The organism is Nonomuraea sp. KM90, from assembly GCF_052246675.1.
In the GTDB taxonomy this organism is placed as follows: Bacteria; Actinomycetota; Actinomycetes; order Streptosporangiales; family Streptosporangiaceae; genus Nonomuraea.
In genome coordinates this window covers 216,712-229,734 of the sequence record NZ_JBQQCB010000008.1, presented here as the reverse complement: position 1 = coordinate 229,734, position 13,023 = coordinate 216,712, and the positions used below count along the sequence as shown (strand labels likewise).

The 13,023-nt window shown below is 72.2% G+C and carries 11 protein-coding genes; all 11 read right to left on the bottom strand.

All coding sequences use genetic code 11. The annotated features are described in order from the left end of the window. A partial coding sequence (locus ACTWPW_RS12675; RefSeq protein ID WP_443168810.1) for an ATP-binding cassette domain-containing protein occupies positions 1-744 on the bottom strand: 744 nt, incomplete at its 3' end. Further along, positions 741-1,556: an ABC transporter permease subunit gene (locus tag ACTWPW_RS12670; protein ID WP_443168809.1), complete on the bottom strand. Its 816-nt coding sequence runs from the start codon at positions 1,554-1,556 to the stop codon at positions 741-743. The genes ACTWPW_RS12670 and ACTWPW_RS12675, both read right to left, overlap by 4 nt. Then, positions 1,553-2,497: an ABC transporter permease gene (locus tag ACTWPW_RS12665; protein ID WP_443168808.1), complete on the bottom strand. Its 945-nt coding sequence runs from the start codon at positions 2,495-2,497 to the stop codon at positions 1,553-1,555. The genes ACTWPW_RS12670 and ACTWPW_RS12665 overlap by 4 nt, the downstream gene beginning before the upstream one ends. Before the next feature lie 19 nt (positions 2,498-2,516). Beyond that, positions 2,517-4,040, bottom strand: a complete 1,524-nt coding sequence (locus ACTWPW_RS12660; RefSeq protein ID WP_443168807.1) for an ABC transporter substrate-binding protein — start codon at positions 4,038-4,040, stop codon at positions 2,517-2,519. A gap of 43 nt (positions 4,041-4,083) precedes the next feature. Beyond that, positions 4,084-4,833: a sulfite exporter TauE/SafE family protein gene (locus tag ACTWPW_RS12655; protein ID WP_443168806.1), complete on the bottom strand. Its 750-nt coding sequence runs from the start codon at positions 4,831-4,833 to the stop codon at positions 4,084-4,086. Positions 4,834-4,897: 64 nt separating this feature from the next. Next, positions 4,898-6,739 carry a BNR-4 repeat-containing protein gene (locus ACTWPW_RS12650; RefSeq protein ID WP_443168805.1) on the bottom strand — a complete coding sequence of 614 codons (1,842 nt, stop codon included), beginning with the start codon at positions 6,737-6,739 and terminating at the stop codon, positions 4,898-4,900. Between the two features lie 15 nt (positions 6,740-6,754). Next, positions 6,755-9,037, bottom strand: a complete 2,283-nt coding sequence (locus tag ACTWPW_RS12645; protein ID WP_375110829.1) for a golvesin C-terminal-like domain-containing protein — start codon at positions 9,035-9,037, stop codon at positions 6,755-6,757. 114 nt (positions 9,038-9,151) lie between these two features. After that, complete coding sequence (locus tag ACTWPW_RS12640) at positions 9,152-10,432, bottom strand: ABC transporter substrate-binding protein (RefSeq protein ID WP_375110830.1); 1,281 nt, start codon at positions 10,430-10,432, stop codon at positions 9,152-9,154. A gap of 27 nt (positions 10,433-10,459) precedes the next feature. Beyond that, entirely contained in the window at positions 10,460-11,335 is an 876-nt protein-coding gene (locus tag ACTWPW_RS12635; protein ID WP_375110831.1) for a carbohydrate ABC transporter permease, read from the bottom strand. Continuing rightward, a complete protein-coding gene (locus tag ACTWPW_RS12630; protein ID WP_443168804.1) occupies positions 11,332-12,177 on the bottom strand; it encodes a carbohydrate ABC transporter permease in 846 nt (281 codons plus the stop codon). Before ACTWPW_RS12630 ends, ACTWPW_RS12635 begins: the two co-directional genes overlap by 4 nt. Then, positions 12,174-12,974, bottom strand: coding sequence for an IclR family transcriptional regulator (locus ACTWPW_RS12625; RefSeq protein ID WP_375110832.1), 801 nt, complete (start codon positions 12,972-12,974; stop codon positions 12,174-12,176). The genes ACTWPW_RS12630 and ACTWPW_RS12625 overlap by 4 nt, the downstream gene beginning before the upstream one ends. Positions 12,975-13,023 lie beyond the last annotated feature (49 nt).

The following is a 13,023-nucleotide window of genomic DNA, read 5'->3' as shown; positions in this document are numbered from 1 at the left end:
GTCGTGTCGCGGGGCGTCCAGGACGGCGGCGGCCGGGCCCGACTCGACGATGCGGCCCCCGTGCATCACCGCCACCCGGTCCGCCAGCGCGCGCACCATGGCCAGGTCGTGGCTGAGCAGCACCAGGGCGATGCCCTGCGTGCGCAGCCCGCGGAACTCCTCGATGACCTCGCCCCGGATGAGCCCGTCCTGACCGGTCGTCGGCTCGTCGGCGACGATCAGGACCGGGTCGAGCAGCAGTGCCTGGGCCAGCACGACCCGCTGCTGCTGGCCGCCGGAGAGCTGGTGCGGGTAGCGCCCGAGCAGCTCGACCGGCAACCGCGCCCGCCGCGCCGCCTCCCGCACCCGCTCCTCGGCCTCCCCGGCCCGGCCCCATGGCGGCCGGCGCCGCCGCGCCCGGACGTCCCCTGCCGGGTCCTGCGGTATGTCGAGCCTCTGTACGTCGCCCGCGGGCTGGTGGCGGGCGATCTCGCGGAGGACCCCGCCCACCCGGCGGGCCGGGTTGAGCACGCTCGACGGGTGCTGCGGCACGTACGCGACGGTGCCCGGCGCGCGGCGTACCTCGCCCGAGAGCCGCACCCCCGGGGCGTGCTCGCCGAGCAGCGCCAGCCCCGTCGTGGTCTTGCCGCTGCCCGAGGCCCCGACCAGCGCGAGCACCTCGCCGGCCGCCAGCTCGAAGGACACCCCGTCCACCAGCGCCCGCCCGTCCACCTCCGCGCGCAGCCCGGAGACCCGCACGATCATGCCCTGCCGCCCTTCCGCACTGCCCGGTCGAACGCCAGGTTCAGCCCCACCGACAGGGCCACGATCAGCAGCGCGGGCACCAGCACCGCCCACGGCTGCAGGAACATCCCGGTCCGGTTGCGATCCACCATCACCGCCCAGTCACTCGCGTCCGGGGCCAGGCCGACACCCAGGAAGCTGGCCGAGGCGACCAGATAGAGCGCCCCGACCAGGCGCACGCCGACGTCGGCCACCAGCGTCGTGAGCATCGACCGGCCGGTGTAGCCGATGGCGCGCCGCCACCACGTCTCCCCCTGCAACCGCAGGGCCTCCATCGCCGTCCCGCCCGCCGCCTCCAGCGCCGCCGCCCGCGAGATGCGTACGACCTCGGGCAGCCCGATCAGCGCCATGATCACCACCAGAGCGGCCGGCCCCGGCGAGAACAGCGCCGCCAGCATGATGAGCAGCAGCAACGACGGCACCGCCAGCAGCAGGTCGAGCGGGCGCATCAGCAGCTCGTCCACCCACCGCCGCCCGGCCAGTGCCGCCGACATGCCCGCCGACATGCCCGCCACCATGCCCGCCACCATGCCCAGCGGCACCCCCGCCGCGTACGCCAGCGACGTCGCCAGCACCGCCACCGCCACCACGGAACGCCCGCCGAGCAGCACCTGCTCCCACACGTCCCGCCCGACGAAGTCCGTGCCGAGCGGGGGCACGGCGGCGAAGGAGATCCCGCGCGGCTCGGGCGTGCCCGCCAGCCACGGCCCGGCCAGCGCGAGCACCAGCGGCACGGCCAGCAGCAGCACCCCGGCCCCCCGGCGCGCCCTCATCGGGCACCCGCCGGGACCAGCCGGTACGCCCCCAGGTCGGCGGCCAGGTTCACGGCCACCGTGGTCGTCGCGAACAACACGCACAGCGCCTGGATCACCGGGATGTCCCTGGCCGCCACCGAGTCGTTCAGCAGCGTGCCGAGCCCGGGGATCACGAACACCGACTCCACCACGATCACGCCGCCCAGCAGCCAGTCCGTGGTCCTGGCGAGCTGCTGCACGCCGGGGGCCAGGGCGTTGGGCAGCGCGTGCGTCAGGCGTACCCGCCAGGACGGCAGGCCCAGCCGGCGGGCGTGCGCCACGTAGCCGGAGGCCAGCGCGTCGATCATGCCCGCGCGTACCAGGCGGCTGATCGAGCAGACCGGCCGGGCCAGCAGCACCACGAGCGGGAGCACCAGCAGGGCGGGCTGCTCCAGCAGGTTGGGCGGTGCGCCGACCGCCGTCGGCGGGAACCAGCCCAGCCGCACCGCGAACAGCGCGACCAGCACCACGCCGAGCGCGAACTCCGGGATGGAGTACAGCCCGACGGTCACGGTGGTGAGCACCCGGTCGAGCAGGCGGCCGTGCCGTACCGCCGCGATCACCCCGGCCCCCACCGAGAGCGGTACGAGCAGGAGCAGCGTGATCCCGGCCAGGACGAGCGTCGGCGGCAGCCCGCCGGTCAGCACCTCGGCCACCGGACGGCCGGAGACCAGCGAGACCCCCAGGTCGCCGCGCGCCAGCCCGGCCAGCCAGTCCGCCCACCGCTCGACGGCGGGCCGGTCCAGCTCCAGGGCGTGCCGGAGCTGGGCGATGCGCTCCTCGTCGGGGATGTCCCCCGCCAGCACCACGGCGGCGTCGCCGGGCAGCGCCTCCGTGAGCACGAACACCAGCGTGGCCACCGCCACGACCTGCACCGCGCCGAGCAGCAGCCGGCGCAGCGCGTAGCGGGTCAGATTCACGTGAAACTCGCTCTGGTTCTCATCCCAGCCAGACCTTGTCGAACCGGGCCCAGTCGAGCGTGTTGGCGGGGGCGTTCGCGACGCCGCGCAGCCTGGGGGAGGTGCCGAGCAGCCAGTCGGCGAAGCCCCAGATGAGGAAGCCGCCCTCGGCGTGCAGCGTGCGCTGCATCTCCTGGTAGATCTCGCGGCGCCTGGCCTCGTCGGGGCTGGCGACCGCCTGCTCGTAGAGGGCGTCGAACTCGGGGCGGGCCCATTTGGTGGCGTTCGTGGTGGAGTTGGTGAGCAGCCGCTGGGAGAAGTGGGTCTCGATGGGCATGGCGCCGGAGCGGTAGCAGCAGATGGTGCCCTTGTTCAGTACGTCGGCCCAGTACGTGTCCTTGTTGCCCACCTTCGCGCTCACCTCCAGCCCCGCCTGCCGGGCCTGGTCGGCGAAGACGCTGGCCGCCTCCAGGAAGCCGCTGGCCGCCGCCGAGGTGTCGAGCTGGATCCTCAGCCCCTTCGCCCCGGCCTTGTCGATCAGCCATCTGGCCTGGTCCAGGTCGGGGGTGCGCTGCGGGATGCCGGCGGCGTAGTAGAGGTAGTCCTTGCCGAACAGGTCGTTGCCCACCTGCCCGGCCCCCGCGAGCACGCTGTCGATCATCTGCGACCGGTCGGCCAGCAGGAACATGGCCTGGCGCAGCCGCGGGTCGTCGAAGGGCGGCCGGTCCACCTTCATCGCGAACGCCTGCATGCCGCTGTTGGTCAGCCGGACGACCGACATCCGGCCGCCGTCCTGGTGGGTGCGGGCGGTGGCCGGGGTCAGGTCGTGGGCGTAGTCGGCCTGACCGCCGAGCACGGCGTTCACCCGGGCGGACTCCTCGTTGGCGATGAGGTATTCGAGCTCGTCCACGTACGCCGCGCCCTCCCAGTAGTCCGGGTTGCGCCTGAGCAGCAGCGAGCGCCCCGGCTGGAAGGACCCGAACGCGAACGGCCCCGACCCGACCGGCCGGCTGAACTCGTCGGCGCCCTCCGGCACGATGTAGGCCCCGAAGGCCGCCAGCACGTTGGGGAACTCGGCGTAGGGCCGCCGCAGCCGGAACTCCACCGTGCGCTCGCCGACGGCGCGGCTGTTCCTCAGGTCGATGAGGGCCAGGTTCGCCTTGGCGCGGAAGGTGCGCTTCTCGTCGGCGATGCGGGCGTAGCTGTGGAGGACGTCCGCCGCGCGTACCGGCCGGCCGTCGTGGAAGGCGGCCTCGCGCAGGGTGACCCGCCACGTGCCGAGCTTCGCGTCGGCCTCCCAGCCGGAGGCCAGGCGGGGCACGATCGAGACGTCGGTCCCGTAGTCGGCGAGCTTGTCGAACATCGCCTTGGACCTCGACGCCTCCAGGAACAGGTTCGCCAGGTGCGGGTCCAGGCTCTCCTGGGCCCCGCCGCCGGCGAACACCGCCCGCAGCCGGCCGCCCCTCCTGGGCTGCGAGGACGCGGTGCCGCCGGAGGGCTGGGCGGCGCATCCGGCCAGGGCCACGGCGGCGGCGGACAGGAAGGCACGACGATCTAGGCGCATGGCCGACAATGGTAACGATTTTCATTTATGGTGCAAACTCCACCTAATCGGTGAGGAGCGTGATGATCGCCACCACCCCGATGCACACGATCACCCCGCGCAGCACCGGGGCGGGCAGCTTGCGGCCCAGCCGGGCGCCGAGGAACCCGCCGGCCATCGAGCCCAGCGCCACCAGCAGCACCGCGAGCCAGTCGACGTCGGCGACGAGGGCGTACAGGATGGCGGCGGCGCCGTTGACCAGCACGACCAGCACGTTCTTGGCCGCGTTGATCCGCTGCAGGTCCTCGTCGATGAGGATGCCCATCAGGCCGATGAGCAGGATGCCCTGGCCGGCGCCGAAGTATCCGCCGTACGCGCCGGACGCCAGCGTGCCCAGCCACAACCACGGGCCGCCGTGCGCGTGCCGGGGCCGGTCGGCGAGCAGGCGGGTGAGCCTGGGCTGGATCAGGACCAGCGTGCAGGACAGCGCGATGAGCACGGTGACGACCGTCGTGAACGTGCGCTCCGGCAGGTTGAGCAGCAGCAGGCCGCCCGCCAGCGCCCCCGCCAGGGAGGCGGGGGCCAGGCGGAGCAGCCGTTCGCGCTGGCCCCTAAGCTCGTTCCGATAGCCCATGACACCGGTCAGCCCGCCGGGGACCAGGCCGATGTTGTTGGAGACGTTGGCCGTGATCGGGGGCAGGCCGACGGCGAGCATGGTGGGAAAGGTGATCAGGGATCCCGAGCCGACGACGGTGTTGATGGCCCCGCCCGCGACGCCTGCCGCGAGCACGGCGGCCATCTCCCAAGGTGTCATGCTGTCGGACTCTAGGCCATGTCTTACTGATTAAGACGAAACGTACCGCGATTTGAGATGGGGATCACTGCCGGGTGATCACCTCGATCTCGTAGACCCTGGCCACGTCCAGGGCGTTGCCCGACGGATCGGTGATCAGCAGGCGGACCTGGTCGGCCACGGCTCCCGGCACCGTCACCGTCCCCGAGGTGTTGCCGGTGACCGTGCCCAGCGCCTGCCAACCGGTCGCGGTCCGGGCCTCGACCGTGAAGTCGCGCAGCACGTCGGTGCCGGGCACCGGGGCCCTGGTGTAGCCGGAGTGCACGCGTACCTCGTCGAACGCCACCTGCTTGCCGAGGTCCACGGTGATGACGGGCGCGGTGTCGCCCTCGGCGGAGATCCACCGGCTGTCGTCGGTGCACAGCCCGTCCACGGCCTTGGCGCCCTCCGCGCCGGCGCGCAGCACGGACGAGACGGTGACCGAGGTGTTCAGCGCGGCGTTCGTGCCACCGCCTGACGACCCGGCCAGGCGCCGGGCGATCGCGGCGAACGGCTCGCCGCCGCCCGGCACGCCGGTCCTCGGCACCGTGGCCCGCCACAGGGCGCCGGTCAGCGGCGCGGTGACGTACAGCAGGTCAGTGCCGTCGGCGCCGCGCTGCGCGCGCAGCCGTTGGAGGCCCTGTCGCACCTCGCCGAGCGTGCTGAACGTCCACGGGGCCGTTCCGGACCGCTCGGCCCGCACGACCTGGCTGCGGGTCCCGCCGCAGCCGCTCGCCTCCGCGACGAAGTAGACGCGGGTGGTGGGCCCGGCGTGGGTGACGCCGATGGCGGCGGAGTTGTCGACGGGGAAGTCGCCGTTGGCGACCACGGTCTCGCGGCGCCAGGCCGTCCCGGTCCACGTCGCGTACCGGACGTCGAAGCCGGAGAAGGTGCTGCCGGAGCGTGCGGTGAGATAGCGGTAGGCGATGCCGGCCAGGCGGTCGCCCACCACGGCGAGCTTGGCCGTCTGCACCGCCCGGCTGGTGGACGTGAGCGTCTCGTCGCCCTCATAGGGCTGGTAGACGACGGGCGCGTCCGACGGGGGAGCCAGCGGCATGGCGAGCGGGTTGCCCGCCACGTCCGCGAAGGAGCCGTCGGCCGGGTCGAACACCGCGTACGAGCCCAGGTGCCGGTGCGTGGTGGCCGGCCACGGGCCCCACTCCCACAGCACGTGAACGCGTCCCGCCGTGTCCACCTGGAGGTCGTCCGGGTAGAAGGAGTAGCCGCGTCCGGCGGCGACCACGGCCACCGTGCTCCAGGCGTCCGCGGCGGTGTCGAACCGGTAGAGGCGCCCGCCACGGGTGCGCTCGGCGTCCTGGTCGGCCCTGGCCATGACGTAGGCGTCGCCGTCCTTGCCGCGCACGGTCACCGGATAGGTGAAACGCAGGTCGCGGTCGGGCAGCTGGGCGGCGGCCTCGGCCATCGAGGTCACGTCGCCCGGCCTGGTGCTCTGGTAGTAGCGCCAGGAGTTGTTGTGCATGGAGACGAACGCATGGATGCGGCCGTCGCCGTCCACCACGATCGAGGGCTGGTTGTGGCCGATGTCGTCGACGTAGGTGACGCAACCGCCGCCGGTGGCCGGCAGGCAGCCGTCGCGCCACACGCCGTCCCCGCCGCGGGCGGCGATGTGCACCTCGTGCCGGCCGGCCTCGGCCGCCGGCGCGTTGTAGGCGAAGTAGTCCACGCCGCGGAAGGAGTCGAGCGGGCGCCACCAGCCGGCCTGGTTGGAGGAGTCCACGGTGAAGGGCAGCCGTTCCGGAGCCGGCTGGGCGGCCGCCAGGTCGGCGACGGCGTGGATCCGGGCCGCCGCCGGGGTGGCGGGGGCGAGCGTCTGGGTGGCCGCGGCGAGCAGGGCCGCGGCGGTGATGAACGAGCGGGTTCTGAGCACCGGTGTTCTCTTCTCTCAGAAGGTGACGGTCGTCGCGAACGCGCCGAGGCCGTAGGAGAGGGTCGCGCTCTGGCCGGGGCCGAGCTGGAGGATCCCGTCGCCGGGCCTGGCCCTGCCGGACGCGGTCCGGATCGTGCCGGTGAAGTCGAGGGCGCTGGGGCCCGACTCGGTGACCGTGATCGTCTCGCTGTCGCCGCTCGACGAGGTGGCCCGCAATGTGCCGGTCTCGCGGGCGGTGGCGTCGAGGTTGAGCGGGGCGCGCAGCCGTACGGTGAGCGGACCGCCCGGGCGCGGGGTGGAGTGCCGGATGCTCGTCCGGTCCACGGCGAGCTGGGCGAGGCTGGCGTTCCACGCCGTGTTGAAGGCCACCCAGCCCTCCGTGTAGCCGAGGTCGGCGTCGGGCACGTAGGGGTAGGACGCCTCCTTGGGGGAGCCGTCGAGCACTCCCTGCACCTCTTCGAGCTCGCCCGCGCCATGGCCGGGCGGATACTCCTTGGGCCAGCCGCGCTCCACGCCCTCGAACCCGGCGGGGGTGGCGGCGTCGTGCGAGAAGTGGGCGTCGGCCGGGTTGCGGCCGAAGACGTGGTCGATCTGACCGGCCGCGATCCTGCGCAGCGCGGTCTCGCGGACGGGGTCGTCGAGCACGCGGGCGGCGGCGAGGGCCGCGGCGGGCAGGCCCGCGACGTTCCCCGGCTCGTTGAACTCGGGAATGATCCACAAGGAGTCCGAATATTTCCGGAAATCCCACATGTTCTCCGAGCGGGCGATCACCACGTCGGCCCACTGCTCGATCTTGGTACGCAGGGCCGCCGACGGATACCTGGCGGCGTAGTAGGCCAGCGACTCCATCGTGACGTGCTCGCTCATCCGCTGGCCCTTGGTGGTGGCCGGGTCGGTCCAGTCCAGGTTGCCCACGATCCAGTCCACCTGGGCGCGGGCGGCGTCGAGGTAGCGCTGCGGCTCGGGCAGCCCGTCGCGCCGGGCGACGTCGTACATCATGAGGTTCGGCACGATCGAGTGACCGGGCGGGAACATGCCCTTGCCGGTGCCGATGACCGTGTACGTCTGGAACAGGTCGGCGCTGTGCGGGATGTCGTACCAGTTCCACCGGTCGCGCGCCGGGTCGCCCCAGGTGGCCGTCAGGTGGTCGCGGGCCTTGAGGTACTGCTCGCGCGGGATCCACCGCTCCAGATGCGGGTACGCGTGCACGAACCAGGCCAGCTGCTCCTTGAGCAGGTCGTGGTTGACCCGGCCCTGGAGGTAGAGGTCCACTCCCCAGTTGATCAGCTTCACGATCTCGGGGGCGTCGGGCGCGGCCGGGACGGCCAGCCCGTCGTAGCGGCCGGTGCCGGGAGAGCGGGTGAGGGCGTCCGGGTTGGACAGGTAGAGCTCGATCAGGCTCTGCAGCGAGAACGAGAACTGGTGGTCGTCGCGCCAGGCCACCCCGGTGTTGCCGCGGTTGCAGTGCGGCCCCTTGGGGTCGGTGAAGACGAGCTTGCCCGCGTCGCCGTGGGCGCAGCGGGTCTGCACCATGAAGTCCACCGCCCGCTGGACGGCCACCCGGTAGGTCCAGTAGGGGCCGATCCCGAACGGGTGCGAGGTGCCGCCGTTCACGGTGGCCACGTACGGGCCGGCGGAGGCGGGGCGGAAGGCGGTGAAGTCGCCGACGCCGCCCTTGACCGTGCCGCTGAACACCGTCGAGCCGTCCCGCGTGATCGTGAACGGGGTGCCGTCCGCCGCGCCGGGGGCGGTGAGGCGCTTGGGGCCGGTCAGGTCGTAGCCGCTCTGGTTGACGAGCACGTCCTGGTGGGGCGCGGTCGAGCGCAGGCGTACGGCGTCGGCCCTGGTGACCTTGCCCGCGGTGGCGGCCGTGACGGTCAGGGCCAGGGCGTCACCCTTGGCCAGCCGCAGCGTGGCCAGGGGATGCCAGGCGTCGCCGAAGGCGGCCTGGTTCGCGCGGACCTGGGTCTGCCCCCAGGAGTAGAGGACGGCGGGATCGTTGACGTCGGAGGAGGCGGGGATCCAGACGTCCAGGGAGAACTCGCCGTCGAGCGGCGCGGTGAGCGTCCAGGTGGCGGTGGCGCCCACCTCCCTGGTGAAGCGGGTCGTGCCGGCGAGGTAACCGGTGCGCTGGGCCTGCGTCCACGCACCGGTCTCGCGGTAGGCGGCGTCGCGCGTGGTGACGACGGCCTGCACGGGACCGGGCGCGGCCAGGGCGGGCGGCCCGATCGTGAGGACGAGCGGCAGCAGGACCGCGAGGGCGGATAAGACATGGGGGATGCGCGTCCGTGCGAGCATGAGGGAACCACCTCTGTCGTGAAGGGCACGGGTGTGTACGGAAGCCGCCCGGTGGGAGGGCCCCGGGGGGAATGGGCGTTCCCCCCGAACCGGGTCCCCTGCCGGGCGGTTGTCCTACTTCTGCAGCGGCTTGGCCGTCTCGGCCGCCTTGGCCAGGGCCTCCTTGGCCGGGGACTGGCCGACCAGCACGGCCTGCACCTGCTCGGCGATCGCGGTCTCGATCTGGGCGTATCCGGCGTAGCGCCAGAACGGGTTCGCGGTCGCGGTCTTGGTGATCTTCTCGGTCCACTCGGTGGTGAACGTGTCGCCGGAGACCTTCGGGTCGGCCAGGCCCGCCGTGGTGGTGGGCGGCAGCTTCACCTTCTCGAAGAACGAGGCCACGGTGGCGGTGTCGGAGGTCGCGTACGCGGCGAAGTCGGCGGCGGCGTCCGAGCCCTCACCCTCCACGACCACGATCACGTGCCCCCACAGCAGTGCCTGCGGCGTGTCACCTGCCTTCAGCACCGGCCTGGCCAGCGGCGCCATCTTCCCGGTCAGCGCCTTGTCCGGCGACTGCGCGGCCACCACCCCGCGGGTGATGATCGCGTCGTCGTAGAAGGCCGCCTTGCCCTGGGCGAACAGCGCGCGGGCGTCGAAGCGGTCCACGTCGGGCGCGATGAGCTCGGCGTCGTAGAGCTTCTTGTACCACTCGACCGCCGCCACCGACGCGTCGTCGCCCACGGTGATCGTGTCGCCCTCCAGCAGCGGGCTGCCGAACGTGCGCATCCACGGCAGGATGTCCTTGAGCTGGGCCGCCTTGGTCGCGGCCGCGTACGGCGTGATGCCGCCGCCCAGCTTCGCCACCGCCCGCAGCGCCGCCTCGAACTCCTCGATCGTGGCCGGCAGCTCCTCCACCCCGGCCTTCTTCAGGATCTCGGTGTTGGCGACCAGCCCGATCGAGCCGGTCGTCCACGGCAGCCCGAGCTGCTTGCCGCCGAACTGGCCGCTGCTCAGCGCCACGTCCGTGTAGCCGCCCTTGGCCCCCTGCGCGCCGAGGTCCTTGAGCTTGCCCATGGCGGCCAGCGCGGCCAGCCAGGAGATGTCGAGCTGGATCGCGCCGGTGAGCTGGCCGCCGCGCAGCTTGAGCGTCACCTGGTTGAGGTACTCGTTGTACGGGAACGACGCGGTGCTGATCTTCACCTGCTTGGCCCCGGCGTAGGCGTCCACGATCGCCTGCACCGCGCCCTTCTGCGCCTCCTCGTTCAGCGACCAGGACGTGAAGCCGAACGTCTTCGCGCCCGCGTCACCCTTCGGCGCCCCTCCGGAGGAGGCGTCGGGGGCGCAGGCGGCCACGGCTGCCCCGAGCGCCCCCAGGCCGAGCAGGCGGAAGGCGTCGCGGCGGTTGAGCGTGTTCATGATTCTCCTGAAGAAGGGGGATGGAGGTCAGCCCTTGACCGCGCCCGCCGTGAGCCCGCCGACCAGGTACCGCTGCAGGAACATGAACGCGGCGATGACCGGGAGCGAGACGACGAAGGACGCGGCCATCAGGTCTGGCCAGGCGGTTTGGAACTCCCCGAGATAGGTGTGCACCAGGCCCGGCGGCAGCGTCTGCCGGGCCGGGTCGGTGAGGGTGAGCGCGAAGATGAAGTCGTTCCACGCCCGTACGAACGCGAACAGCCCGGCCGCCACCAGCCCGGGCGCGGCCAGCGGCAGCGCGATCTGGTGCAGCGTGCGCCAGCGCGAGGCGCCGTCGATGGCGGCAGCCTCCATGAGGGTGCTCGGGACCGTGTCGAAGATCCCCTTCAGCATCCACACGCACAGCGGCAGCGTGAACGTGGTGAACGACAGGATCAGCGCGGCGTAGCTGCCCAGCAGGCCGGTCGCGCTGAAGACGGCGTACAGGGTGATCAGCAGCACCGCCTGCGGGAAGAGCTGCGAGGCCAGGACGAGGTGCATCAGCGACTTGCGGCCCCGGTAGCGGAACTTGGAGAAGGCGTAGGCCATGTACGCCGACACCAGCACGCTGAGGAAGGCCGTCACGACCGAGACGATCACGCTGTTGACCAGGTAGCCGAAGAGCTGCTCGTTCTCGGCCAGCTTGGTGAAGTGGTCGAAGGTGATCTCGGTGGGGAACAGCGCGGGCGGGAAGCTGAACGCCTTGTCGTCCGGCGTGAACGCGGTGACGACCAGCCAGTAGATCGGCGCCAGCCCGAACACCCCGATCACCGCCACGGCGATCCAGGCGGCCACCCGGGAGCGCGGCCGGCGCCTCCTCGGGGCGCTCGCGAGCGGGACCGTACGGGTGAGCGTGGCCGTCATGCGTTCTCCTTGCGCAGGTAGAAGGCCATCAGCACGAGCAGCAGGAGCATCCACAGGCCGCCGAGCGCGGTGGCGTGGCCCAGGTCGAAGCCCTTGAACGCGGTGTCGTACACGGCCACGGCGAACGTCTTGGTCGCGCCCGCCGGACCGCCGCCGGTCAGGACGTAGATGGTGTCGAAGTGCTGGAAGTTCCAGATGAACTCCAGCAGGAACGCGATCCCGGCGATGGCCCGCATGTGCGGCACGGTCACGGACCTGAAGCGGCGGATCGCCCCCGCGCCGTCCACCGAGGCGGCCTCGTGCAGCTCCTTGGGCATCGTCTGCAGGCCGGCCAGCAGCATGACCATCATCCAGGGGAAGCTGGCCCACGTCTTGGTGACGATCACCGCGATCATCGCCGTCGTCGGCTCGCCGAGCCAGCTGATGTGCGTGCCGAGCAGGCCGTTGAGCACGCCGTAGTTGGCGTTGAAGATCCACAGCCAGAGGAAGGAGACCACCACGCCGGGGATCACCCACGGGAACAGGAACAGGCCGCGCAGCCAGCCGGGCAGCCCGGCGTTGAGCGCGAGCGCCAGCGCGTACCCGATCAGGAAGGGGGCGATCGTGGCACCGAACGTGAACACCAGCGTGTTGCGCAGCACCGGCCAGAAGTCGCCGCCGAGCAGGTCCGCGAAGTTGGCCAGGCCGACGAAGGAGCGGCCGGGTCGCACGAGGCTCTGCTCGAAGAAGCCCGTGACCAGCGCGGACACCAGCGGGTACGCGATGATCGCGAGGAACAGCGCCAGCCCCGGCACCATCAGCAACCAGGCGAACTGGCCGTCGGAGAGCTTGCGTCCCCTCATGGCCGGCCCGAGGCGGCGACGGCGTGGACCGGGCCGACGTATCCGAGCCCGATGCTGATGGAGTCGGCGGTCTCGATGATCGTGCGGGCCAGCTCGGCCTCGCGCGCCTCCAGGTCGATCGCCGACAGCGGCCCGGAGATCGAGATCGCGGCCACGATCGTGCCCGACATGTCGCGGATCGGCGCCGCCACGCACGCGCGGCCGAACGCCAGCTCCTCCACCTCGGTCGCGTAGCCCCGGCCGGTCGTGGCGGCCAGCTCCTGGTCCAGCGCCTCGTGCGTGACGATCGTCCGGGACGTGAACGGCCGCATCTCGGGGAGCAGCTCGCGCCGCTCCTCGGGGGTGAGGGCGAGCAGCAGGCACTTGCCGATCCCGGTCGCGTAGAGCGGCTTGCGCTGCCCGGTCAGCACGAACGACCTGGGGGCCAGCCTGCCCTCGAAGTTCAGCAGGTAGAACATCGACTCCGCGCGCCTGACGGCCACGTTGACGCCCAGGCCGAGCGCGCCGGCCAGGTCCTGGGCGATCTGGCGGGCCTCGCGGTGCACCGGGTTCTGGTTCAGCGCGACGCCGCCGAGCGTGATGGGGGCGGTGCCCAGCCGGTAGAGGCCGCTCACCTCGTCCCGCTCGACGAACTCCAGCGTCTCCAGCGTGGCCAGCAGCCGGGAGGCGGTCGAGGTGCCGAGCCCGGTGGCCTTGGCGACGTCCGACACGCGCAGCTCTGGCCGGCCCGTCAGGAACGCCCGCAGGACGGAGATAGCCCGTTCTACGCTCTGATTGTTGCTCTGGTCGGAAGCCACCCTGTCTCCATTGCAATTGGCTTGCACTATGTGGGATCGTCACGCACAT